The 25,900-nt window shown below is 41.0% G+C and carries 23 protein-coding genes; 12 read left to right on the top strand and 11 right to left on the bottom strand.

The annotated features are described in order from the left end of the window. Positions 1-5: 5 nt before the first annotated feature. Complete coding sequence (locus PR767_RS04515; protein ID WP_109912130.1) at positions 6-1,373, bottom strand: hemolysin family protein; 1,368 nt, start codon at positions 1,371-1,373, stop codon at positions 6-8. A 253-nt stretch (positions 1,374-1,626) separates the two neighbouring features. Next, the gene (gene msrA / locus PR767_RS04510; RefSeq protein WP_272519943.1) at positions 1,627-2,268 is read right to left on the bottom strand and encodes a peptide-methionine (S)-S-oxide reductase MsrA; all 642 of its coding nucleotides are present in this window, start codon (positions 2,266-2,268) and stop codon (positions 1,627-1,629) included. A gap of 133 nt (positions 2,269-2,401) precedes the next feature. Between msrA and tamA the strand changes: the two genes are divergently transcribed. From tamA to PR767_RS04495, 3 genes are read left to right on the top strand one after another with little or no spacing between them, the layout of a single operon-like run. Then, positions 2,402-4,144, top strand: coding sequence for an autotransporter assembly complex protein TamA (tamA, locus tag PR767_RS04505; protein ID WP_004907439.1), 1,743 nt, complete (start codon positions 2,402-2,404; stop codon positions 4,142-4,144). After that, a complete protein-coding gene (gene tamB / locus PR767_RS04500) occupies positions 4,141-7,917 on the top strand; it encodes an autotransporter assembly complex protein TamB (RefSeq protein ID WP_272519942.1) in 3,777 nt (1,258 codons plus the stop codon). Before tamA ends, tamB begins: the two co-directional genes overlap by 4 nt. A 3-nt stretch (positions 7,918-7,920) precedes the next feature. After that, entirely contained in the window at positions 7,921-8,268 is a 348-nt protein-coding gene (locus PR767_RS04495; RefSeq protein ID WP_110731586.1) for a gamma-glutamylcyclotransferase family protein, read from the top strand. 142 nt (positions 8,269-8,410) lie between these two features. Here the strand turns inward: PR767_RS04495 and ppa are convergent, their stop codons facing one another. After that, positions 8,411-8,941, bottom strand: coding sequence for an inorganic diphosphatase (gene ppa / locus PR767_RS04490; RefSeq protein WP_004905951.1), 531 nt, complete (start codon positions 8,939-8,941; stop codon positions 8,411-8,413). A gap of 206 nt (positions 8,942-9,147) precedes the next feature. Continuing rightward, positions 9,148-10,155 carry a class 1 fructose-bisphosphatase gene (fbp, locus tag PR767_RS04485; protein ID WP_004907443.1) on the bottom strand — a complete coding sequence of 336 codons (1,008 nt, stop codon included), beginning with the start codon at positions 10,153-10,155 and terminating at the stop codon, positions 9,148-9,150. Positions 10,156-10,318: 163 nt separating this feature from the next. Between fbp and mpl the strand changes: the two genes are divergently transcribed. After that, complete coding sequence (mpl, locus tag PR767_RS04480; RefSeq protein WP_109912127.1) at positions 10,319-11,701, top strand: UDP-N-acetylmuramate:L-alanyl-gamma-D-glutamyl-meso-diaminopimelate ligase; 1,383 nt, start codon at positions 10,319-10,321, stop codon at positions 11,699-11,701. A gap of 89 nt (positions 11,702-11,790) precedes the next feature. Here mpl and PR767_RS04475 read toward each other — a convergent pair whose 3' ends face one another. The 4 genes from PR767_RS04475 to argR form a co-directional block, all read right to left on the bottom strand. After that, entirely contained in the window at positions 11,791-12,966 is a 1,176-nt protein-coding gene (locus tag PR767_RS04475; RefSeq protein ID WP_272519941.1) for an anaerobic sulfatase maturase, read from the bottom strand. 1 nt (position 12,967) lies between these two features. After that, entirely contained in the window at positions 12,968-14,692 is a 1,725-nt protein-coding gene (locus tag PR767_RS04470) for an arylsulfatase (RefSeq protein WP_272519963.1), read from the bottom strand. A gap of 120 nt (positions 14,693-14,812) precedes the next feature. Then, positions 14,813-15,214, bottom strand: coding sequence for a DUF6122 family protein (locus tag PR767_RS04465; RefSeq protein ID WP_115168097.1), 402 nt, complete (start codon positions 15,212-15,214; stop codon positions 14,813-14,815). Between the two features lie 87 nt (positions 15,215-15,301). After that, the gene (gene argR / locus PR767_RS04460) at positions 15,302-15,772 is read right to left on the bottom strand and encodes a transcriptional regulator ArgR (RefSeq protein ID WP_004907450.1); all 471 of its coding nucleotides are present in this window, start codon (positions 15,770-15,772) and stop codon (positions 15,302-15,304) included. 492 nt (positions 15,773-16,264) lie between these two features. Between argR and mdh the strand changes: the two genes are divergently transcribed. Next, positions 16,265-17,203: a malate dehydrogenase gene (mdh, locus tag PR767_RS04455; protein ID WP_004905937.1), complete on the top strand. Its 939-nt coding sequence runs from the start codon at positions 16,265-16,267 to the stop codon at positions 17,201-17,203. Between the two features lie 72 nt (positions 17,204-17,275). Here the strand turns inward: mdh and PR767_RS04450 are convergent, their stop codons facing one another. After that, the gene (locus PR767_RS04450) at positions 17,276-18,250 is read right to left on the bottom strand and encodes a LysR family transcriptional regulator (protein ID WP_004905935.1); all 975 of its coding nucleotides are present in this window, start codon (positions 18,248-18,250) and stop codon (positions 17,276-17,278) included. A gap of 260 nt (positions 18,251-18,510) precedes the next feature. Here PR767_RS04450 and PR767_RS04445 point away from each other — a divergent pair, with 260 nt between their 5' ends. Next, a complete protein-coding gene (locus PR767_RS04445; protein WP_227024203.1) occupies positions 18,511-19,698 on the top strand; it encodes an amino acid permease in 1,188 nt (395 codons plus the stop codon). A gap of 25 nt (positions 19,699-19,723) precedes the next feature. Next, positions 19,724-20,896: a cystathionine beta-lyase gene (metC, locus tag PR767_RS04440; RefSeq protein WP_110731587.1), complete on the top strand. Its 1,173-nt coding sequence runs from the start codon at positions 19,724-19,726 to the stop codon at positions 20,894-20,896. Positions 20,897-20,989: 93 nt separating this feature from the next. Here metC and PR767_RS04435 read toward each other — a convergent pair whose 3' ends face one another. Then, entirely contained in the window at positions 20,990-21,262 is a 273-nt protein-coding gene (locus PR767_RS04435) for a helix-turn-helix domain-containing protein (protein WP_004907453.1), read from the bottom strand. Positions 21,263-21,778: 516 nt separating this feature from the next. On the opposite strand from PR767_RS04435, the gene PR767_RS04430 reads away from it, so the two are divergent. Together PR767_RS04430 and PR767_RS04425 are read left to right on the top strand one after the other, a co-directional pair. Next, complete coding sequence (locus PR767_RS04430) at positions 21,779-22,126, top strand: DNA-binding protein (RefSeq protein WP_109912123.1); 348 nt, start codon at positions 21,779-21,781, stop codon at positions 22,124-22,126. A 131-nt stretch (positions 22,127-22,257) separates the two neighbouring features. Beyond that, positions 22,258-22,620: a DNA-binding protein gene (locus tag PR767_RS04425; protein ID WP_004907457.1), complete on the top strand. Its 363-nt coding sequence runs from the start codon at positions 22,258-22,260 to the stop codon at positions 22,618-22,620. Between the two features lie 40 nt (positions 22,621-22,660). Here PR767_RS04425 and ispB read toward each other — a convergent pair whose 3' ends face one another. After that, positions 22,661-23,632 (bottom strand): octaprenyl diphosphate synthase, encoded by a 972-nt coding sequence (ispB, locus tag PR767_RS04420; RefSeq protein WP_004907459.1) that lies wholly within the window; start codon positions 23,630-23,632, stop codon positions 22,661-22,663. A 334-nt stretch (positions 23,633-23,966) separates the two neighbouring features. On the opposite strand from ispB, the gene rplU reads away from it, so the two are divergent. The 3 genes from rplU to cgtA all read left to right on the top strand — a co-directional run bounded on the left by rplU (position 23,967) and on the right by cgtA (position 25,893). Beyond that, positions 23,967-24,275: a 50S ribosomal protein L21 gene (gene rplU / locus PR767_RS04415; RefSeq protein ID WP_004905925.1), complete on the top strand. Its 309-nt coding sequence runs from the start codon at positions 23,967-23,969 to the stop codon at positions 24,273-24,275. Between the two features lie 19 nt (positions 24,276-24,294). Further along, positions 24,295-24,552 carry a 50S ribosomal protein L27 gene (gene rpmA, locus PR767_RS04410; RefSeq protein ID WP_004905922.1) on the top strand — a complete coding sequence of 86 codons (258 nt, stop codon included), beginning with the start codon at positions 24,295-24,297 and terminating at the stop codon, positions 24,550-24,552. Positions 24,553-24,717: 165 nt separating this feature from the next. Next, positions 24,718-25,893 (top strand): Obg family GTPase CgtA, encoded by a 1,176-nt coding sequence (gene cgtA / locus PR767_RS04405; protein WP_004907460.1) that lies wholly within the window; start codon positions 24,718-24,720, stop codon positions 25,891-25,893. The last annotated feature ends 7 nt before the right edge of the window (positions 25,894-25,900 follow it).

Raw genomic sequence — 25,900 nt, 5'->3', positions numbered from 1 at the left:
AAGCACTAATGTTCAGTATCTTTTGTTTGTTGTTTTGCGTCAGCCGTTTCAATAGTATTTTTTCCGGGCTGTACAACGACAGGTGATGGCACCGTAGTAAGACGAGTTACGAGTAATTGGTCAATTTTGTAATTATCAATATCGACAACTTCAAATTTGTATCCCGCATATTTCACATAATCTGTCCGCTTTGGCATTCTTCTTAACCGGTACATCATAAACCCTGCGATGGTTTCATAGTTGCTAAAGTCAGGGAAATCATCAATATCCAAAATGCGCATCACATCTTCGATCGGTGTTCCACCTTCAACTAACCAAGAATTCTCATCACGTACCACGATTTGCTCTTCTTGTCCTGGACCAATTAAGTCTCCCATTAAAGTGATCATTACATCATTGATGGTAATGATACCCATGACTAATGCATATTCGTTAAGAATAACAGCAAAATCGACGGCGTTTGTTTTAAATGCTTCTAAGGTATCTGATAATGAGAGAGTGTCAGGGATCATTAGCGTATTTCTAATGTGAGCACCATCTTTTAAACTTAAGCTCTGCCCATTGAGCACGCGATTAAGTAATTCTTTTGAATCAACATAACCGATAACATGATCGATATCCCCTGCACACACTAGGAACTTAGAATGGGGTTGGGTTGAAATTTTATGTTTGATACTGTCTTCTGACTCATCTTTGTCAAAATAAATAATGCTCTCACGTGGGGTCATGGCTGATGGCACAGTACGTGATTCCAGCTCAAACACATTCTCAATTAATTCGTGTTCTTGCTTACGTAATACACCCGCTACAGCACCCGCTTCAACGACCGCAAAAATATCATCAGAAGTGATATCTTCATTACGTGACGTCGGTAATTTGAATAACTTAAAAAAGAGGTTCGCAAGGCCATTAAAAAACCAGACGAATGGGCCCAGTACCACTAAACAGAAGCGCATTGGATTCACAATGCGAATCGCAATGGCTTCAGGTTTTACCATACCGATACGTTTAGGTGTTAAATCTGCCACTAAAATAAACAAGCTCGTCACAATGGTGAACGACAGTACTGATGAAACTTGCTGAGCCCAGCTTGGCGATAAAAATTGAATAAAGATATCGTACAAAGCTGGAGAAAAAGCAGACTCTCCCACAATACCGGCAAGGATAGCAACGGCATTTAAACCAATTTGAACGACGGTAAAAAACATTCCCGGCATTTCTTGTAATTTAAGCACGCGAGCCGCATTAATGTTGCCTTCATCGGCCATAAGTTTAAGTTTAATGCGGCGGGAAGCCGCCAGAGAAATTTCTGACAAAGAAAAGAATGCGCTGATTGCACATAATAATAGAACAATTAATAAACTGTTGAGCATAAGTTATCCAGCCAATCAAAGGAAGAATCCATAAAATTCAAAAATCTCTGAAGGCATAGTCTCGTGTATTTAAATATATTGAGTATGCAAATATATATTGCGCGATATGCGCAAATTGTTGATATGTTGCATTAGTATAGCACTGAGGTGATTTATCTGCCTAGATATTCATCATCATTCAGGCTGCTTTAAGTCATATTGAAAAGCAGCTTGAATGGTTGGGAAGATGAACTCACTGTAATAACTTATTGATTTAATTGTTTAACGAGGGTGGTAAACAGATACCAATTCCTCCTAATCCGCAATATCCATTCGGGTTTTTGTGTAAGTACTGCTGGTGGTAATCTTCGGCAAAATAGAAAGTGTCTAATGGCGCTATTTCGGTCGTGATTACACGAGTGTCATGCTGCGCTTTCATTGCATTTTGGTAAGCTTGCAGTGTGTCCATCGCTTGCTTATCTTGTTCGTCTGACACAGTATAAATGGCAGAGCGATATTGGCTGCCCATATCGTTCCCTTGGCGCATGCCTTGTGCTGGGTCATGGTTTTCCCAAAATAACGTCAATAATTGGGAGTAACTGATAACTTGCGGATCAAAAACAACCCGTACTGCTTCCGCGTGGCCAGTTCGTCCTGAGCAAACTTCTTCGTAGGTTGGGTTAGGGGTCACACCACCACAATACCCCGCAGAAGTTGAATAAACCCCAGCTTGCTGCCAAAATAATCGTTCAACTCCCCAAAAACAGCCCATGGCAAAATACGCAACTTCCATATTCTTAGGAATAATCTCAATCGAATGATGGTTAAGCGCATGATATGGTGAGTAGGTCATAGCAGTTGCTCTGCCGGGCAGAGGTTGTGCAATACTTGCAGAGTGAAATTTATTAAAAGGCATAATGATTCCTATATATAGTGACTACACAAATAATCTAAAAATAGGGATAAAAACTTGTGTCTATGGCGAATTTTACTCAAAATAAATTGATATGAAGTATTTAGTCAATCGAACAATCACCTTAGGAGTAGGCGTGTCGAAATACCCTCTAATTTGTTTTCTCTGCCTAACTGCGGCAGTGCCAGTGGTACACGCAGCTAATCTTCGTCTTAATATTGAAGGCCTTGAAGGACAACTTAATCAAAACGTTCGTGTACAACTGTCTAATATATCGCAAGATGAAGTTGTGCCAAACGGTCGTTTTCGAGCCCGTGTTGAGAAAGCAATTAAAGAAGGTTTAAAGCCTTTAGGCTATTACCAACCCACGGTTGAATTTAGCTATGAAGAAAAAACACCGCCTGCTCGTTCTGTTTTAACCGCCAAAGTCACTCCTGGGGAACCTATTTTATTAAAAGGGGTGAATGTTGAATTGCAAGGTGGCGCTAAAACGGACCCTGACTATGAAAAGATGCTCAAACAATATACGCCAAAGCTCGATACAGTTCAAAATGATGGTGAATACGAAGAATTTAAAGGGCGCTTTAGCAGTTTAGCCGTTCGCAAAGGTTATTTTGATGCGATGATGGAGAAAAGCCAACTGGGTATTTCTCTTGACCACCATGCGGCTTATTGGGATTTTGATTTTAACAGTGGCGAACGTTATCGGTTTGGCGCCATTTCTTATTCAGGCTCACAAATCCGTGAAGATTATCTGAACAACCTTGCGCCTTTCAAAAAAGGGGAATACTACACATCAGAGCAACTTGCTGAATTTAACCGCCGATTAGCTGAAACAGGGTGGTTCTCTTCTGCGATTGTGACTCCGCGTATCGTGAGTGCCCGAAAAGATAACTCCTATGAATTACCGATGGAAGCGGTGATGACGCCTAGAGCCAAAAATTTTATTGAGCTCGGTGGGGGTTATGCAACAGATGTAGGCCCTCGCGTTAAAACGACATGGAATAAGCCTTGGATTAACTCTCGTGGGCAGAGTTTAACGTCAAATATTAGTTTATCCCAACCAGAACAATTAATAGATGCAAGCTATAAAATTCCATTAAAAGCGAACCCACTTGAGCAATATTATGCGGTTCAAGGGGGCTTTAAACGGACAGATTTAAATGATACGCAAGCGAATACAACAACCTTGAATGTGTCTCGTAACTGGGATTATTCATCCGGTTGGCAATATGGTGTGAATATGCGTTGGATGCTGAGTAACTTTACCCAAGCCAACGTGACGAATACGACGATGTTGCTGTATCCCGGGGCCTATGTGAGCCGAATTCGCCAACGTGGAGGTGTGATGCCAACATGGGGGGATAGCCAACGTTACTCTATTGATTACTCGAATAAAATTTGGGGTTCAGACATCGATTTTGCGGTACTACAAGCTAAAAATGTGTGGATCAGAACGCCATGGGAAGGTCATCGCTTTATTGTTCGTGGAAATATCGGTTGGATTGAAACCAATGATTTCGATAAGGTTCCACCGGACTTACGCTTCTTTGCGGGGGGTGATGGCAGTGTGCGTGGATATGGCTATCAAAAAATCTCTCCAGAAGATAGTAAAGGTAAGCTGACAGGGGCATCAAAATTGGCTGTAGGCTCTGTGGAATACCAATATAACTTTACTGGGAATTGGTGGGGTGCGACCTTTATTGATAGTGGTGAAGCCGTTGATAATTTTAAGGATAATGATTTTAAAACGGGGGCGGGAGTCGGTATCCGTTGGGTCTCACCGGTTGGGCCAATAAAATTAGATTTAGCCAAACCTATTGGCGATCCAGATAACAACAAAATACAGTTTTATATCGGCTTGGGGACTGAGCTATGAGGTGGTTGAAGTGGCTAAAATGGACCAGTCTTTCCATTTTATTAATTCTTGTTCTGGTTGTTGCCGCACTCAGTTGGGTGATTGGAACGCAATCAGGTCTTCACTTTGCATTAAATACAGCGACACGTTTTGTTCCTGAATTAACCATTGATAAAATTGACGGTGATATTAGTGACTTAACGCTAAGTGGCGTTAAATATCAAATGCCAGGCGTTGATGTTAATGTAGGGAAATTAAATTTAGCGGTACGTCTAGGTTGTTTAACAAGCCGTGAGCTATGTGTCGACAACTTAGGCACGGAAAATGTCACTGTGACTGTCGATACCACCCAATTCCCCCCTTCAGAAGAAACGCCACCATCTGAACCACTGACTGAACTCAAGGCACCTTTGACCATTCGTTTGAATCAATTGGCTTTGGTTTCAACTCACGTCAATGTGGATGGCATGGACATCGATTTAGCGAAATTTACCACAGGGGTAACGTGGGAAGGGAAAGCGATCACGATCATTCCAACTGATATCATTGATTTAGCGATTAATTTACCTGAAACCAAATCAGATGCCGTCGTTGAAGAGAAACAGCCAGACCCAACTCCGATTAATGAACAAAAATCATTGGCAGACGAATTAAAAGCACTATTTTCTAAACCGTTACTTGCTGAATTACCAGAAGTTATCTTACCGATTGATTTAAATGTTAATGGCATTAATGCTTCGAATTTTCAGTTAACGGGGGCGGCTGATCTTAAAATTAACCAATTGCACCTGAGTTTTTCAAATCAAGGACAACAAGTCCTCGTTAAACAGTTAAAAGTCGATGCACCGCAGGGGAATATTGCGTTATCTGGCTCGGCAACCTTGCAAGATAAATGGCCAGTCTCATTATCAGTCGTGGGGGAAAGCCGTTTAGAAGATTTAAATGGGCAAAAAATAGACCTCTCCTTAAAAGGTGGTTTGATTGATGAGCTAAAATTAGCCTTGAACTTACATGGGCCAATTAATGCAAAATTAGATGCAGAAACGGATTTGTCCCAAGTAGACTTGCCGATTTTACTCACACTAGAAAGTGATAAGTTAACGTGGCCGTTAGTGGGGGAAGCACAATACCAACTCGATGGGACACGTCTGCGCCTAAATGGCCGCCCATCCGCTTATGACATGTCTGTACGTTCAGCTATCACTGGGCAGGATTTACCACCTTCGACCTTGCTATTAGATGCGAAAGGTAATGAAGAGCAAATTAATTTAACTCGCTTACGTTTAGCTGCTTTGCAAGGTCATGCTGATATTACTGGCGTTGCGGACTGGAGCAAGGCAATTAGTTGGAATGCAGTATTGACCCTTTCAGGTATTAATACTGCCAAACAGTACCCTGAATGGCCTGCTAAAGTGGAAGGTAAAATTGCCACGCGCGGAAGTTTATACGGCGGTAGTTGGCAGTTGGATATTCCTGAAATTGTTTTAGACGGCAATGTTAAAAATAACCTCTTAAAAGCACGCGGTAAAGCCAAAGGTAACGCAGCTGGTCAATGGGATATTCCAAACTTTAATTTGGCACTGGGTAAAAACCATGTCGATGTAAAAGGCTCTCTTGCCGATAAATGGAACCTTGATGCCAAAATTAATGCCCCTGCTCTCAATGGCTTGCTACCCGGCTTAGGGGGAGTGATTGCCGGTGATGTGAAATTGCGTGGTAATTTACAGACACCAGAAGCCCTTGTTGACCTTACGGCACGCGGCGTGAAGTGGCAGGATGACCTTGCTATCGAGAATGTTGTTATCAAAGGAAATGTAGCAACAGGCGAGCAAATTAAAGGGGATTTATCCGTTGTTCTTCGTCAGTTGAAGCAAGGTGATCTTGTCGTCAATAACCTAACTTTAGACGCGAAAGGAAGTGAAAAACAGCACACGCTCAAGTTGAACATGAAGGGCGAACCGGTTTCTGGGCAATTAGCATTAGCAGGTAGTTTTGACCGGCAGACTGAAGTGTGGAAAGGGAATTTAACCAATACCTTATTTGATACGGTGGTGGGTGAATGGCGCTTAAACCAAGCGATGTCACTCAATTATGCTAACCAAACTCAAGAAGTGACTATCGGCAGCCATTGTTGGGTTAACCCGAATGCCCGTTTGTGTGTACCAAAACCGATTAAAGCAGGTAAAAGTGGTAGCGCAGATATCGTGCTAGAACGTTTTGACCTCGCGATGATCAAACCGTTTATGCCACAAGATACTCGAGTCAGCGGCGTATTTACGGGTAAAGCCAATGCGATTTGGAAAGCAGATGGCAGTATGCCGCAAGTGAAGTTGGACTTGCGAGGAAATGATGTCAAAGCGGTTCAGTTTGTGGATGGCACTCGTTTACCTGTTGCTTTTGATACCTTAACGTTAAGCGCGGGCTTGAAAAATGGCAAGGCAGACCTTAACTGGTTGTTTGGGCTAACGAATAATGGCCAAATGCGCGGCAATATTCAAATTTCTGATATTGAAAAGCGCCGCTTACTGTCGGGTAATGTTGAAATCAATTCAGTGACATTAGATTTAATCAAGCCGTTGCTGGGCCAGAAGGAAGTGGCGAATGGGCGCTTGAGTGCGAACTTACGTTTAGGTGGGTCAGCGAATAACCCATTATTAAATGGTAATTTAGCGCTTTCGAGCTTAGAAGTGAGATCGGCAATGATCCCGTTTGATATCAAAAGTGGTCATTTAGGTATTAATTTCAACGGCACAAGCTCAGTAATGAATGGTCAGATAAACACGCCAGAAGGCTATCTGAACATTGATGGTGATGCAGATTGGCGCAATGTTAATGCATGGCGAGCAAAAGTCATGGCACGAGGTAATAACCTTCGAGTTTCTTTACCGCCGATGATCCAAATTGATGTTCAACCGGACATTGTATTTGATGCATCACCTTCGGTACTCACGCTAAACGGTACCGTCAATATTCCGTGGGCACGAATTACTGTTCAAGAACTCCCTGAGTCGGCGGTAAGCCCATCATCGGATGTGGTGATGCTAGATAGCAACCTGCAGCCAATTGAACAAAAAGCGCCGTCCATTCCTATTCAGACCAATTTAGATATTAAAATTGGTAATGATGTTCGATTGGATGCGTTTGGCTTAAAAGCGCGCCTGACGGGTTTATTGAAAGTGGTTCAGAATATCCATGGCTTGCACATCAATGGCCAAGTGGATATTCCAGCCGGTCGTTTCCGTGCTTATGGGCAAGATTTGATTGTCCGTAAAGGCCAAATTCAATTCTCAGGCCCTGCGGACCAACCATTCTTAAACTTAGAAGCCATTCGTAACCCAGACAACACGGCAGATGGCGTGATTGCTGGGGTGAAGGTCACAGGGCTTGCGGATAAACCGAAAGTAGAAATATTCTCTGAACCGGCGAAAACACAACAAGAAGCGCTGTCTTATTTATTAAGAGGAGAGGGCTTAGATAGTGGAGACGCAAATGGTTCACAAATGACATCTATGTTAATAGGCTTAGGTGTAGCACAAAGTGGGCAACTCGTGGGTAAAATAGGTGAGACATTTGGAGTCTCTGATTTAGCCGTCGATACCCAAGGTGTGGGGGATGGTTCTCAAGTCGTTGTAAGTGGTAAGATCACTAATGATTTACAAGTGAAGTATGGAGTTGGTATCTTTGACTCATTGGCGACGTTAACTTTACGTTATCGGTTGATGCCAAAACTGTATTTAGAAGCTGTGTCTGGTGTTAATCAGGCATTGGATCTCCTCTACCAATTTGAGTTTTAGATTATGCGTGTAATTGTTTATGGCAGCTTAAGACAAAAGCAAGGAAATCATCACTGGATGACTTATGCTCAGCTACTCGGTGAGCATAAGCTAGAAGGCTATGAACTGTATGATCTTGGATATTATCCTGCGGTTGTCAAAGGAGATGGGGCAATAGAGTGCGAGGTTTATCGAATCAACCCGTCCATTTTGACAGAGTTAGATGAGTTAAAGAAAAACTCTCAAGACTATGTGAGGGAGCTCATCTCAACGCCGTATGGCAACGCTTGGATTTATCTGTATAAACATTCTGTTGATGGTCTACGCCAAATAAAAAGTGGCGATTGGCTGAAGCGTGATGAAGAAGTATAACGGCTCAATAACCACTATCGAGTCGTAAAAATAAAAAACGCCAGCAATATTGCTGGCGTTTTTTATCAACGAATTGGCTTGTTAGGGCCCATAAAAAAGCTCTGGTATTAACCAGAGCTTTCATAATGTTCCGAGAGGGAGATTATTTTTTTGCAGCGCGTTCGAAAGATTCGATGATCTCTGCTTTTGCAGACGCAGCATCTTCCCAACCATCAACTTTAACCCACTTACCTTTTTCTAAGTCTTTGTAATGTTCAAAGAAGTGAGTAATTTGAGCACGCAGTAATTCTGGCAGGTCGTTCACATCTTTAATGTGATCGTACTCTTTGCTTAATTTAGTGTGCGGAACAGCAACTAATTTTGCATCTTCACCAGATTCGTCAGTCATTTTCAGTACGCCAACAGGGCGGCAACGAATGACTGAGCCTGGTTGTAATGGGTATGGTGTTGGGACTAATACATCAACTGGGTCGCCATCTAGAGACAGGGTGTTGTTGATGTAACCATAGTTGCATGGATAGAACATCGCTGTTGACATGAAACGGTCTACAAACAGCGCACCAGACTCTTTATCAACTTCATATTTGATAGGATCTGCGTTCGCTGGAATTTCGATGATAACATAGATATCTTCTGGCAGATCTTTACCTGCCGGTACATTGTTCAGGCCCATTTAAATGTATCCTTTGTGTGAATAATGAATTTACCCTTGCTAACTTGTTGGAGGGCATCACATTTATGGCGGCCTTCAGACAAATTAAATACTCGGGTAGATAGCGTGGGGAACATTATAGCCGTAAAGAGGGGTAAAACTCACTAGTTGGTGAAAAAAAGGAATAAAAAAGGCGGGAAGCCCCGCCTTATAATTAATGAATTAGATTATTCCGTGTCAGGGAATTCACGCATAAATGATTCTGCTTTCTCTACCATCGACTCAGTTCCGACAAAGAACGGTGCGCGTTGGTGTAATTCGCTAGGCATGATATCTAAAATGCGGTTTGCTCCGTCACTGGCTTTACCACCGGCTTGCTCTGCTAAAAATGCAATTGGGTTGCATTCGTACAGAAGGCGCAGTTTTCCATTTGGATGGCTTGCGGTACTTGGGTAAATATAAATTCCCCCTTTGAGCAAGTTACGATGGAAGTCTGCAACCAAAGAACCGATATAACGAGTGGTATACGGGCGATTTGTTGCTTTATCTTCTTCTTGGCAATATTTAATGTACTTTTTAACACCCATCGGGAACTTGATATAGTTTCCTTCGTTGATGGAGTACATTTTCCCTTCGGAGGGGAACATCACTTTTTCATGAGATAAGCAGAAAACGCCCAATGATGGGTCGTAAGTAAACGCATGAACACCAACACCAGTGGTGTAAACCAACATTGTTGATGAACCATAAACCACGTAGCCCGCAGCCACTTGGCGATTACCTGGTTGCAGGAAATCGGCTTCTGTAACCGGTTGACCAATCGGTGTAATACGATGGTAAATGGAGAAAATTGTTCCAACGGAAACGTTTACATCGATGTTCGAAGAACCATCAAGCGGGTCCATTAAAACAACATATTTTGCGTTTTCTGCACGGTCTCCTTCGAAAATGACAATTTCGTCTTCTTCTTCAGAGGCGATACCGGCGACTTCTCCGCGTGCTTTTAAAGCCGCTTTCAGTTTTTCGTTTGCATACAGGTCAAGCTTCATCTGAACTTCACCTTGAATATTCGAAACACCGTTAGTGCCAAGAATATCGACAAGTCCAGCTTTATTAATATCACGATGGATAATTTTAGCGCCCAGTTTGATAGCTGATAATAAAGAAGTCAGCTCACCTGTTGCATGAGGAAAATCTTGTTGCTTTTCGACGATGAATTCGCCTAATGTTTTCATGACGAAGGTCCTGAATAAAATTGACAGAGGTTTTGCGGGGCATTTACCCTCGCGCGGGAAGAGTTTAACTAAATAAAAAAAAGATTAATAGGTTAATGCATTTATAAACCTGTTTTTGATGGGTAGAATAGTGACCAACCTCATGCTAATTGGATGAAAAAGAATGCACATACATATTTTAGGTATATGCGGTACCTTTATGGGAAGCTTAGCAATATTGGCTCGTTCTTTAGGACATAAAGTGACGGGTTCGGATGCCAATGTATATCCACCGATGAGCACATTACTTGAAAATCAAGGAATTGAACTCATTCAAGGGTATGATCCGGCTCAGCTTGACCCAATACCGGATATGGTAGTGATTGGTAATGCAATGACGCGTGGTAACCCTTGTGTCGAAGCCGTGTTAGAAAGAGGTTTGCCGTATACATCTGGCCCACAGTGGCTTCATGACCATGTCTTACCTGAACGTTGGGTACTGGCTGTGGCGGGAACTCATGGTAAAACAACCACCGCGGGAATGCTTGCATGGATTTTAGAAGACTGTGGTTACAAGCCTGGTTTTCTAATTGGCGGTGTTCCAGGGAATTTTGATGTCTCCGCTAAGATAGGTGAAAGCCCGTTTTTTGTTATCGAAGCGGATGAGTATGACTGTGCATTCTTTGATAAGCGTTCTAAATTTGTGCATTACAGCCCGAAAACCTTGGTATTGAACAACCTTGAATTCGACCATGCGGATATCTTTGAAAACCTCGAAGCGATTCAAAAACAGTTCCATCATCTTGTACGTATTGTGCCAGCCAGCGGCAAAATTTTCACACCTGACAACGACAATCATTTAAAACAAGTGATTGGAATGGGCTGCTGGAGTGAACAAGAGCTGGTGGGTGGAGAGCATGGCGGATGGCAAGCTGAGAAGCTCAGCCACGATGGCAGCCACTTTGCTGTGTACTACCAGCAGGAAAAAGTTGGAGAAGTCACTTGGTCACAAGTGGGTAATCACAATATCCAAAATGCACTGATGGCGATTGCAGCGGCTCACCATGTGGGCGTTCCAGTAAAAGAAGCTTGCCTCGCTTTGAATCGTTTTATCAATGCACGCCGTCGCCTTGAGCTACGTGGTGTTGAAAATGGTGTCAGTGTTTACGATGATTTTGCACATCACCCAACTGCTATTTTGGCAACATTAGAAGCACTTCGCAGCAAAGTTGGGGGAACTTCACGTATTCTTGCGGTGCTTGAACCTCGCTCGAATACGATGAAAATGGGTATCAATAAAAATGATATTGCGCCTGCGTTAGGCCGTGCAGATGAAGTATTTCTGTTCCAACCTGCCAATATCCCTTGGATGGTCACAGACATCGCTGAAAAATGTGTTCAACCCGCACGTTGGAGTGCAGATATTGAGGCATTTACCAATATGATTATTGAAACCGCACAACCGGGCGATCATATTTTGGTGATGAGCAACGGTGGTTTCAGCGGTATTCATGGCAAATTACTCGCAGGTTTGAAAGCCAAATCAGAAACAGAGCAAGATGATTAATGGCCTCTTAATCATTTAGAAAATAACCCCCAGCATCAATGAGTCGAGGGTAGTTCATTGGTGAAGGGGGTTTATTATTAACTGAGAGACTAAGACATTATTGCCTGCCGCCATTGTTGCACACCCCGCATACTGCGTTCGTATTTTCGCACAGGGGCCATCACCACATCAAAAAATCGAAAATAACCATCGCACAGTGCATTTTTCCCAGTTGAATTGATATGCGCAGGGCAGCCGCCTTGGCAAACGCTCTTTACTGTGCAGGACTGGCATTCTCTGCGGGTACTTTTATTTTGCCCAAAAGGGAGAGAAATAGAGTTGGAGACTTGTTCACTAAATGGCGTTAACTCTGAAAAATGCCCCAAATAATGACTGGTGTTCATTTGGTGGTCACAGGCAAATATTTCGCCTTGCGTTTCCATGATTAAGTTAGTCCCACAGCACTCTGAATGGACGCAAGTTTGGCTCACATAAGTAAAATATTGGCTATATACCTGTTCAATATTCATCACAAATACTTGACCAATATGGTTTTGGGATTGCCAGCGTGAATAAATGTCCGTTAAAAATTGCCCCCAATTATGAGCAGACAACGTAAAATGATGCTCAAGCGCACTACCTTCAGCCATTAACGGTTGAAATTGAATGAATTTCACACCTAACTGAGTGAAGTGGTCATAAATAGTTACGGCTTGTTTGGCAATCGCATCATGTACAACCGTCAGAATATTAAACTCAATGCCAAATTCTTGTAATAATCGAATACCTTTTAGCACCGCATTATAACTTCCTTGTTGGTTTTTTTTATCTAAACGATAACGGTCATGAATTTCTTTTGGCCCATCTAAGCTGACACCAATAATAAAATCATGCTGTTTTAAGAAGCGGCACCATGCAGGGGTAAGCAAGGTGGCATTAGTTTGTAGGCTATTGGAAATTTTGACCTGACTTGGTGCATATTTTTGCTGTAACGCAATGGCCTTTTTATAGAAATCTAACCCTGCAAGTAAGGGCTCTCCACCTTGCCATACAAAATTAATTTCTTTGCTGTAGGCAGGTTGTGATGCGATATAGCGATGGATAAAAGGTTCTAACATCTCTTTTATCATGGGTTTAGATCTCGCCAGCTGATCTTCCGGATAATAACAATAATCACATTTAAGATTACAGCCAGCGCCAACGGGTTTAAGCAAAATATGAAAGGGAACGACCGCCCGTGTGGGCGGCGAAAATATCGGCGGGTTATCATGAAAGGCAATTTTCATGTTATTCCCCTGATTGAGTTAGTGCTGGCACAATGCGCTTATGTGTTTCTGGGTCAATACCAAGGTAATTACCCGTTTTTTCGTTATAACCAATATAATCAATAGCTTCCCCTTTAGCTTCAATAATCATTCCTGTTTTGGCAAACTGTTCATATTGTTGACGAAGTTTTTCAAGGATGTCAGGGTATTGTGCGGCAAGGTTTTGCGTTTCCAGCGGGTCGTCTTTTAAATTAAACAGCTCCCATGGCGCCATTTCTGCTTTGGCCGAGGTAGGGACAAGGCGACGTAGTTTCCAATTACCTTCAACTAAGGCTGCTTGGTTATGTAACTCCATAGCAAATGAATAACGCGTTTTTACTGGAGTATCTTGGGTGAAATGCTGTTTAAAGCTAACACCTCGAACTGGCACTGGGCTGATATCTTTAATCTTTTTATTAGGGTCAATACCAGCAAATTCATATAGGGTTGGAGCGATGTCATAAACGGCCATCGGAGTATTATCAATGCTTCCTGCTTTATTGATACCGGGACCAGTGATGATAAAATCGGTATTAATCCCACCTTGTGCACTGGTGGTTTTGTGGAAGTTTGCATAGGGTGCATTGCTGACATTTGCCCAATGAGGTCCTGCAGAGACAAAGGAGTTTTTACGGCCTAAGTTTTCGTAGCTATTATCAAACTGCTGCCAAAATGCAGAATCGCCCTCGTAATAAAAGCCTTGAGCCGGATTGGCTCCATTGTCTGTCGCAAAAATAATAATCGTATTCTTATCGCGGCCAGTTTCTTTTAATGTATTGAGTACATTGCCAATTTGTTCATCCATATTGGCAATCATTGCTGCATAGACTTGCATTGTTTTCGCTGCATAGCGTTTTTCTTCAGGTGTGAGTTGCTCCCATTCTTTATCTAAATCAAGATGGGGCATTGGGGTTTTATCTGTGATAATTCCAATTTCTTTTAATCGATTGATGCGCTGTCGATAAATTTTTCCATAGCCTTCATCATATTGGCCATCAAAATGTTGGATCCACTCATCTGGCGCTTGCAGAGGGTCATGAGGGGCAGTAAAAGCCAAATAGGCAAAAATAGGTTGGCCACTAGGGGTTTCTTTTATCCACTCTTCAAGTTTTTTTGCGTAGGCTTCACTGGAATAAAAGTTTGCGGGTAACGGTGTTTTTTCACCATTTAATGTGTAATAAGTGTGGAAACTTTCGACCGTTCCTAATGGAACTGCATCATCAAAGTGGCTAGTCCCCCCTCCCATAAAGGCAAAGGCTTGGTTGAATCCTCTATCTGTTGGCCGCGAGCCATGGCTATAACCTAAGTGCCATTTACCGGACATCAAAGTATTATAGCCTGCATCTTGGAAGCGCTCAGCCAAAGTGACCACACGGTCAGTAAGACGTAATTCATAGCCGGGCTCACCAACCGTATTCTCATACCACCACATTCCACCAATCCCCGCTTGTTGATTAGTTGCGCCAGTGAGCAACATGGAACGAGCGGGGGCTGACATTGGGGAAGTATAATACTGGCTCATCCTGACACCTTGTTCGGCCATAGTCTGCAAATTGGGTGTAGGAATTTCCCCTCCGAATGGGCTGATATCGGAATAGCCCATATCATCGGCAATAATAATTAAAACATTGGGTTTCTCAGGGGGAGCACTGTAAGCAAAACTCGATATTGCACTACTCAATGCAATAGCTAAAAGTGTTTTTTGAATCATTCGACAACCTTTAAATGTTAATAAAGTGTTTAATTAACATTAAATATTGTCGCGATAGATGACTATCGTTCTTTGGAATTATACCTGCAGTAATAAATCAAAAACGCTTTTATTTTATCATGAGGAAACGGAAATAGGGCATTGTTGTATTGTTAAACTCAATGTAATTGGAGCATTCATTTCTTTTTTTAAGCTTCCCATATAACAATCTAGTGAATCAGTAAAAAGGTGGAATAAACAACCAACGGCAATGGCTTTAAGTTTCCATGATGGCATGAATAATAACACCACATAGATAACAGCAGCCCAAAAAGAATGAAGCGGGTGGAATCCGATGCCACAGCGCTCTGGGTCGAAAATCGGATCAGCCAGCAGATGATCTAAGTCGATAGCCATTGTGGCAATCATAATCAGGGCGGCTAGTTTCCAATTTTTTCGCCAAAACAGGTAACCAAAGGCAATTGGCATCAGAAAATGAAAGCCGTAGTGTATGAAGTTACGAAAAATATCAAATAGCAAAATGATGTCCCAAAATCGAATAGAAATAGATAAAAACAAAAAGAGGGAAATTCAATTTCCCTCTTTTGATGCTTAAATTAGTATGGATTAGAGCTCTTGTTCAAACAACGCTAAAATCGCTTCATATAGCTCTTTTGTGGTAAAATTGTTTGCTGGTGTTGAGAAGATAGTATCATCACCAGCAATACTACCTAAAATTCCTTCCGCTTTACCTAATGAATCTAACAAGCGTGCAATAAGCTGTGCAGCCCCTGGGCTCGTTCTGATCACGACAACAGAAGGGTTATAGTCTATATCCAAAACCAAATTTTTGAGTGGGCTGGTGGCGGTAGGAACACCGGGCTCTGTAGGTAGGCAATATACCATTTCCATTTTTGCATTACGGGTGCGAACAGCACCAAATTTAGTTAGCATCCTGGAAATTTTTGATTGGTTAATATTTTCGAAGCCTTCTTCTTGCAAAGCCGTGACGATCTCAGCTTGCGAGCTAAATTTTTCTTCTTTAAGTAGGGCTTTAAAAGCCTTAACCAAGTCTTCTTGTTTAGACGGAGTGCGCATAATTAACCCATTCTTTTGCATTGAACTAAGTTGTATTATCCGTAAAAGTGCATTTTTATGCAACAAAATTGCGTTATGATGATTTTATAACCAGTAATCACTTGAAGTTAGGTAAGCGTGTTTTGAGTTGATAGTCAGAAGTATTTATTTATCGTAAATTATGGAAATGAAAAATTAGCATGATAGAGCAATGAATTTTTCAGATATTCGTTGTAAATTTATTGTTAATAAAAATGTTTTTGATTGAATAATATACACTAAAAACAACTTATTGTGCGAAATGCAATAGCTAGAAAAACTATTTGTTAAAAAAGTGCCCGTTATCTCATTAACAGATAAGGAATTTGTTTAGAATACTGGCAATTATTAAACAAGTTCTCTTGCGTTAAACTCTCTCTCTATCTGTTAACAAATTGTTTTTTATACGTAATGTGTTAAGTGTATAACAAATAAAGTGATATCTTTTTAAAGTACAAATTAAGGAGTTTCAGAATGAAAGTTGCAGTCCTAGGTGCAGCAGGTGGTATCGGTCAGGCTCTCGCCCTTCTTCTCAAAAACCAGCTCCCAGCAGGTTCAGAACTCTCCCTCTACGACATCGCACCAGTCACTCCAGGTGTTGCTGCTGACTTAAGCCATATCCCTACTGATGTTAAAGTGACAGGTTTTGCTGGCGAAGATGCAAAACCTGCATTGAAAGGTGCTGACATTGTCCTTATTTCTGCGGGTGTTGCTCGTAAACCAGGTATGGACCGTTCTGACTTATTTAACATCAATGCGGGTATTGTCCGTAACCTGATCCAACAAATTGCTGAAACTTGCCCTAAAGCATTGATTGGTATTATCACTAACCCAGTGAATACCACCGTTGCTATCGCTGCAGAAGTCCTGAAAAAAGCAGGCGTCTATGATAAAAACCGTTTATTCGGTGTGACGACATTAGATATCATTCGTTCTAATACGTTTGTTGCTGAATTAAAAGGCAAAAATGTTAATGATCTTGAAGTGCCTGTGATCGGCGGCCACTCTGGTGTGACCATTCTGCCTCTGTTATCTCAAATTGAAGGTGTTAGCTTCACTGACGAGGAAGTTGCTGCGTTAACTAAACGTATTCAAAATGCAGGTACAGAAGTCGTTGAAGCGAAAGCGGGTGGCGGGTCTGCAACTTTATCTATGGGCCAAGCAGCTGCACGTTTAGGTTTATCTTTAATTCGTGGTCTCCAAGGCGAAAGCAATGTGGTTGAATGTGTTTACACCGAAGGTGATGGTGAACATGCTCGCTTCTTCGCACAACCTGTTGTTTTAGGCAAAAACGGTATCGAAAAGCATTTACCAATCGGTAAATTAAGTGCATTTGAAGAAAAAGCACTGAAAGATATGCTAGATGTATTAAAAGCAGATATCGAATTAGGTGAAAAATTCATTAATGGCTAATGCCAATTAATTTTTCCTAATAGTAAAAGGTTGAGTTTCGTTTTGAACTCAACCTTTTTTATTGGTAAGTCATCATGAAGCATGCTGCCGCATCCAATGGTCCCAATGCGGATCTGATGGTATTTTCTCTACTAAAAAATCAATAAATGTCCTGATTTTAGGTGAGTGAGTGTGGGCTGGGTGGTATAAGGCATATAGGGCAAATGGAGTGGATTTAGGGTCATAATCCAATAAAACAGGGAGCAATTCCCCATTTTCAATATAATTGCCTAGCATATAAGTTGGTAAACAAACGATACCTTGATGGCAGCGAGCCGCCTCTAATAACCCTAAGCTACTATTTACCTCAATCATATTATTAATTTCTAGAGGATATGCGCTACCGTCTTTATCTGTCATGCGCCAAGTGTCAGGAATATTTGGGTTAATTAAACAATTGTGTGATGCAATATCGGCAGGAGATTGAGGAATACCATATCGTTCGAAATAAGTACGGCTCCCACAGTATACCCAATTAATATTACAAATTTTTCGTAACGCAAAGTTTTCGGGGGGATGGCTGGTAATTCGTAACGCAATATCAAAATCGACTTCATTTAAATTAATGAGCTCATCATTAAGGTCAACAGACAAACTCACTTTCGGATTGGTTTCTCGGTATTCACTGTATATTTGCATTAAATGACAGACTCCAAATGCAATAGAACAGGTAATTTTTAATTGCCCTTGAGCATGTTGATAGAAGCTGGCGGTATTGACCAATGAGTCATCGAGATCGGCCAATAAGTTTTGCGATCGTTGCAATAAATAGCGCCCTGCATCCGTTAAAATAAAATTTCGCGTTGTGCGCTTTAGGAGTACAACCCCCAACTGATCTTCGAGTTGTTGAAGACCTCGACTAACTGACGATGGTGTTACATTCAGCTTCTTGGCGGCAAGGCTGAAGCTATTGCACTCGACGATTTTAATGAATAACTCTAAATGCCGAAAAATCGCGTAGCTGTCAATTTTTGCTTTAAACGCAAAAGTGTTTTTATTTATTAGCATTGTCATGCCCTATTAAACCCGTTTATTCCAGCATACTATAATTGTGAATTTATCGCAGTTTACTCATGCCACACCAGTTTTAAAAAGAAACCTAGTTCCTACACAATAATGTTGTTCCTAACTTTTTTAATAATTAAATCTATAACGTTGAGGAATAGACTATGTCTAATAGTATTCAGGCAAGTGCAGATAATCCGATTAATACGAAAAAGATCCCCTTTACAAAATATGATGTTGGTTGGGTTATTTTGTGCATTGGCATGGCAATTGGTTCAGGAATTGTTTTTATGCCTGTGCAAATTGGTATCAAAGGTATTTGGGTCTTTATTGCAGCGACAATGCTTTCTTATCCAGCAATTTATTGGCTACAAAATTTATATCTAAGAACATTATCAGAATCTGAAGAATGCAATGATTACGCGAGTGTTATTACACAATATTTGGGGAAAAACTGGGGGATAGCATTAGGAATTGCCTATTTCTTGATGTTATTGCACGGGATGTTTTCTTACTCGTTGGCAGTCACCTTCGACAGCGCTTCTTACATTAAAACGTTTGGACTAACGGAAGGGCTATTATCTGATTCTGTTTGGTATGGATTGATTATTATATCAGTATTAGTCGCCATTGCTGCACAAGGGGAGCGGTTACTGTTTAAAGTCTCTGGTCCAATGGTTATTGTAAAATTTGGCATTATCGTACTGCTTGGTATAGTGATGGTGCCATATTGGAATTTTGCGAATATCACGGCTTTTCCTGATTTTCTCCCATTTATGCGGGATGTTTTTTTAACACTCCCATTTACCCTATTTTCTATATTATTTGTGCAAATATTGAGTCCCATGAATATTGCGTATCGTAAAATAGAAAGTGATAAACGCATTGCGACATACCGTGCAATACGCGCTAACCGTGTTGCATATATTATTCTCGCTGTTGCAGTCTTGTTTTTTGCTTTTTCTTTTACTTTTTCAATTAGCCATGAGCAAGCGGTATCGGCTTTTGAACAAAATATTTCAGCATTAGCGATTGCTGCGCAAGTGATACCCGGTGCCGTTGTAAAAGTAATGACCGCATTACTCAATATTTTTGCTATCTTGACGGCATTCTTAGGCATTTATTTAGGCTTCCAAGAAGCGATAAAAGGCATCGTAGTCAATTTACTGAGTCGATTTATTCCTGAAGAACGTATTAACCAAACAGTGCTACATTATGGGGTATGCTTAGGCGTTATCATTGCACTGTGGTTTTGGGTTTCAACACGGTTCTCAATTCTATTTTTTATGCAACTTGGTGGCCCATTATTTGGTATCGTTTCTTGTTTAATTCCTTGCTATCTGGTTTACAAAGTCCCTGCATTACACAAATTTAAAGGCCCAACAGTGTGGTTCATCATTTTCTTTGGTGTGTTGTTATGCCTATCTCCATTCTTTAAATTTTTCGAATAAATAATAATGTTGTTGAGAGGATCTCATGAAGAAAAAAGCGGTATCTGAATTTCATGTTGATACACAAGTTACCCAGTTAGGGAGAGACCCCGCTAAGCAAGCTGGGTTTGTAAATGCCCCCATTTATCGTGGCTCAACGGTCGTATTTCCAACGGTTGATGCTTTAATTAATGATAGGGCGGAATTTAATTATGGCACAGCGGGCACGCCAACAATTAAGCAATTGGAGCAAGCTTGGTCTGCTCTTGCTGGAGCTGAAGGTACGGTGCTTTCACCATCTGGTTTAGGCGCGATTGTATTGGCATTGCTGACAACCTTGAAAACAGGTGACCATTTATTAATGCCTGATAGTGTTTATCGGCCAACACGTAAATTTTGCCATGGTTTGTTGGATAAAATGGGGATCATCACGACCTATTATGATCCGATGATTGGTGCTGATATTGAAAAACTAGTAACGCCAAATACCAGCACAATTTTTTTAGAATCCCCTGGCTCTCAAAGTTTCGAAATTCAGGATGTTCCTGCAATTGTTGAGGTTGCAAAGCGCCATAATATTGCGACGATTATTGATAATACATGGGCGACACCTCTATTTTTTAAAGCTCATGAACTGGGTTGTGATATCTCGCTGGAGGCGGGTACTAAATATTTAGGTGGCCATTCTGATTTGCTAATGGGAGTTGTCTCAGCAAACCAAGCGTGGTGGCCGAAATTACGTGAAACTTATGATTACATGGCCATGCTGCCGGGAGCAGAGGACTGTTTTCTTGCGTTACGTGGTTTGCGAACCTTACCTATTCGTTTAAAAGAAGCCCAAGAAAGAGCTTTAAATATTGCACATTGGCTGCAAGAACGCACCGAAGTGATTCGTATTTTGCACCCTGCATTTGCGGATTGCCCAGGCCATGAAATTTGGAAGCGGGATTTCACAGGTTCATCGGGGCTATTTTCCATTGTACTTGATCCTAAATATACCCAAACAGATATTGCAAGAATGCTGGATGGTTTATCAATTTTTGGTATGGGGTATTCATGGGGGGGATTTGAAAGCTTAATTATTCCATTTAACTGTGCTGAATATCGAACTGTGACTAATTGGAATCCTGGAGGGCCGACATTGCGCTTGCAGATTGGCTTAGAAAATTTAGATGATTTAAAACAAGACCTTGCTGATGGTTTCGCGCGAATGAAGTAAACAAAGCTGTTTTTATTGATTTGCCATCAAAAGATAACGCCGTGAATAAATTAATTTATTATTCACGGCCTTATAATTTATTTCATTCAGTTTTTAATCTTCCACTGGTGTTTTTACTCTGACTTTTCTTTCTAATAAATCCCCTGTAATTGGATCGTAATAACGACTTGGCCAAATTTCAGCAGGGTGGATCGCTAAGAAATTTGCAATGATCCATTCCCCTTTAGGCCAAGGACGTGATAGTGCATTTGCTAACGTTGAAGAGCTTAACCCTGCCTCGCGTGAAATTGCGGCAAGTGTAGTTCCACGTTTACGTAAAGCTGCAATGATGTCTGCAGGGTGCCAGTCCGACTTCCGTAAAATCATTTTTTAGTCCTTTTTTCACTTAGAATCATGTAGAGTTAGTGGTACGAGTAACCGAAAATTATGATACATTCAGTACATCCGTTTAGTTATTGGAAATAAAATAACAGAAATTTCTCAAAATAATTTCTGAATTTTTCTTAAAAATTCATTTTATGAAACTGTCGTGGTTTTTATGAAATTAAATAGAAAGTCAGAATGAATAACTGTGAATTAGGATAAAACTTTGATGTTAAAACTAACTCTTTCTAGTTAGGGACAAGAATAGCGTATTTAATGCTACTTTTTACTTGTACGAGTAATATATCTAGATTAGTTAATAAAATTAGTTAAATTATTAGCAAGTAAATTATTTAATTATCTGTTATTAAAAGAAATTAGAATGCTAATAACAAATATAATTTGTATATTATTATTTATAGGTATAAATAAAACGAATGAGTCAATAAGGTTTTGAGAAAATATAGATAGTTTTCAACAACTGAAAATTAAATTGTCATCATGACTAGGAGGGTCAGCATGTACAAGGAATGGCTAACGGCAAAAGAGTTGGTTGGGTTACAAGGGCTTCCCATGACAACTCAAGGTATTAATGCAATGGCAAGGCGTGAAAACTGGTTAAACCGCAAAAGGCGGGGTATTCAAGGCAAAGCATTGGAATACCATATTAGTTCTTTACCTATCGATATTTTTGAAGGTCAGTTTGCTAACGAAACTTCACCACCTTATCAAGTAAAAAGAAATGATAATGCCTTTATTTGGCAGGAAGCTTATAACCAGCTTTCCAATGAGGAGAGAGACATTATCCTGACATTTATTATGCGTGAAGGGGCATTAGCGCTAATTAATTTAATTAATAATAAATAATTTACAATTACTTAAGGTGTAAATAATTAATATATAAAAATAATATTATATTGAATTTAAAAATTTTTTTAACTGATGACATTTTAGCAAAGCTGCAACAGCGGGTTTCATAATATAAGCGTGAAGTGAAAATGAAAAAATTGTGGTTCACTGCCAAAGAATTAGCAGGGTTAGAAGGGCTCCCTACATCACCCCAGGGAATTAACCTAATGGCAAGACGAGAAGGCTGGAAAAACCGCCGTAAAAGAGGGGTACAGGGTAAGGCTGTTGAGTATTACTTTGAAAGCTTACCGGGGGAAATCCAAGGGCAGCTTAGCCTGCATGAGCCTTCGGTAACTTATCAAAGCCAAAGAACCGATGCATTGCAAATCTGGTCGGAAGCGTATTACCAACTGACTGAGCCTGAGCGCAATAAAATAGTGAAATACATCCTGCGTTATGGTCTGTCATCACTGCTTGCTCAAATTGATGAAGAAGACAAAGGGGAAAAATAGCGTTTCCCCTTTTCTTGACCCGCTTTATCTTTTTTAGTGACTAAGAATGGCGTTGGATTGCGATATAAGCTAAGCCGATCAATGCATCTTTATAAATTGAATCTTCAATGACATGTAAGGCATCAATCGCTTTTTGTGCTTCTTCTTGGGCTCTTTCATAAGTATATTCAAGAGAACCACAACGTTTCATGGTTGCAAGAACAGTATCTAACAGATGGCGTCCATTACCTTGTTCAATGGCTTGGCGGATCAATGCTGATTCTTCTTCGTTACCATTTTGCATCGCGTGAAGTAGGGGAAGTGTAGGCTTACCTTCATCTAAGTCATCACCCGTGTTTTTTCCCAGTTGAGCGTTGTCTGCATCATAATCGAGGAGATCATCAATTAACTGGAAAGCGGTACCAATATAACGACCATAATCTTGTAGTGCTTTTTCTTGCACGGGTGTTGCATTGGCTAAAATCGCAGATGCATGAGCCGCTGCTTCAAACAGACGTGCGGTTTTACTGTAGATCACTTGCATGTAGTTTTCTTCAGTAATGTTAGGATCGTTGCAGTTCATCAACTGTAAAACTTCGCCTTCAGCGATCACATTCGTCGCTTCAGACATTAGTTTTAGCACTCGCATTGAATCAAGATCCGTCATCATCTGGAATGATCGAGTGTAAATAAAATCACCCACTAAGACACTCGCGGCATTACCAAAAACAGCATTTGCAGTTTGCTTTCCTCGACGCATATCAGATTCATCAACGACGTCATCATGCAGCAATGTTGCTGTATGAATGAACTCGATCAATGCAGCAACTTGGGTATGTTTATGACCCGAATAGCCTAAGGATCGACCTGCAAGTATTGCGATCATTGGCCGGATCCTTTTACCGCCACCACTGACTATGTAATAACCAAGCTGGTTAATTAGTGTAACATCTGAATTCAATTGACTGAGGATGGCTTCGTTTACCGCTGACATATCCTCAGTTGTCAGTTCAATAATAGATTCTAAATTCATCGTAATTTATTCATATTATTAGTTTTTGGTTCATTCCCGAAATAAAAAAATGGGAGACCGATAGAACAGTTATCTTTCTAGCATAACATTATTAATTATAAGATTATCAGGTGTGATGCAAAAAATGTTTAAATAAGTAACAATTGAGTGAATAGGGACGAAATCAATGCTCAAAAACGGTTATTGAGAAAAAAGTCGTATTTTTTGTCATCTAACCGCATTATTGGCTTGTGTTCTGCTGCTTTTTTGCGTAGAATTCGCGCCCTATTGTGAATATTTTATAGCGTACTCTGGAATTGAAATATTTAGCGGGTACGCGGAAAGCGGAGTTAATATGTACGCGGTTTTCCAAAGTGGTGGTAAACAACACCGAGTTAGCGAAGGTCAAACTGTCCGCCTAGAAAAGCTGGACATCGCAACAGGTGAAACTGTTGAATTTGATCAAGTTCTGATGGTTGCTAATGGCGATGAGATCCAAATCGGCGCTCCTGTCGTTGAAGGCGTTAAAGTGAAAGCGGAAGTGGTTGCACACGGTCGTGGCGAAAAAGTTAAAATCGTCAAATTCCGTCGTCGTAAACATAGCCGTAAACAACAGGGTCATCGTCAGTGGTTCACTGATGTTAAGATCACTGTCATCGCTTAAGATTTAGGAGAGCAGATTAATGGCACACAAAAAGGCTGGTGGTTCGACTCGTAACGGTCGTGACTCAGAAGCAAAACGTTTAGGTGTTAAACGTTTTGGTGGTGAAGCTGTATTAGCAGGTAGCATCATCGTTCGTCAACGTGGTACTAAGTTCCACGCAGGTAACAACGTAGGTTGTGGCCGTGACCACACTCTGTTCGCATTAGCGGACGGTAAAGTTAAATTTGAAGTTAAAGGTCCAAACAATCGTAAATTTATCAGCATCGAAGCTGAATAAGTTTTCTGACCTTTAATTCAGAATTAAAGCCCTGCAAAAACCTTTTGCGGGGCTTTTTATATTCAGATATTTGATCTTTAATGAACTACACACGTATTAAAGATACACCATCTCTGAGTAGAACAGCCATCCAGCGTTATGCGGCTCAGAAGCGGAGAAAGAATTATGAAATTTGTAGATGAAGCCAAAATATTGGTCGTGGCAGGAGATGGTGGCAATGGTTGTGTCAGCTTCCGCCGTGAAAAATACATCCCTAAAGGGGGACCGGACGGTGGTGACGGTGGCGATGGTGGGGACGTTTACTTACAAGCAGACGAAAACCTCAACACGCTAATCGACTATCGTTTTGAAAAATCATTTCGTGCAGAACGTGGCCAAAATGGCCAAAGCCGTGAATGTACAGGTAAACGTGGTCAAGACATCACTGTAAAAGTACCTGTAGGAACGCGTGTACGCGATTTAGGGACCAACGAAGTACTTTGTGATATGACACGTCATGATCAACGTCATATGGTCGCTAAAGGCGGTTTCCATGGGCTTGGGAATACCCGTTTTAAATCTTCAGTAAATCGCGCTCCACGTCAACGTACTATGGGGACTAAAGGTGAAACCCGCGAAATACTGTTAGAATTGATGCTGTTAGCAGATGTGGGCATGCTTGGTATGCCAAATGCAGGTAAATCAACATTTATCCGTTCTGTATCAGCAGCAAAACCAAAAGTCGCTGATTATCCATTTACCACTTTAGTCCCAAGCTTGGGTGTCGTGCGTATGGATAACGAGCAAAGCTTTGTGGTTGCCGATATTCCAGGATTGATCGAAGGCGCAGCAGAAGGTGCAGGCCTTGGGATCCAATTCCTGAAACACTTAGAGCGCTGTCGTGTCTTACTTCACTTGATTGACATTTGCCCTATTGATGAGTCTGATCCTGTCGAAAATGCGAAGATCATCATCAGTGAGTTAGAAAAATACAGTGAAAAACTGGCAGCAAAACCACGTTGGTTAGTCTTCAATAAAATTGATATCTTAGGTGAAGAGGAATCAGCACAGCGTGCGGCAGAAATTGCTAAAGCGATGGGCTGGGAAGATAAATTCTACATGATTTCAGCGGTTAACCACGAAGGTGTGAAAGCACTTTGTTGGGATATCATGGAATTTATGAATACTCAACCACGTGATATGGCAACAACTGAAGATGCACAGCAACCTGAAAAAGTTGAATTCATGTGGGATGATTATCATAAGGAACAACTTTCTGGTACTGAAGATTTTGATGATGACTGGGATGACGATTGGGATGAAGATGACGACGAAGGTGTCGAAATCATTTATCAAAAATAGTTTATCT

The sequence above is a fragment of the Providencia sp. PROV223 genome, assembly GCF_028479245.1.
GTDB lineage: Bacteria > Pseudomonadota > Gammaproteobacteria > Enterobacterales > Enterobacteriaceae > Providencia > Providencia rettgeri.
This window is presented reverse-complemented; position numbering and strand designations above follow the sequence as displayed.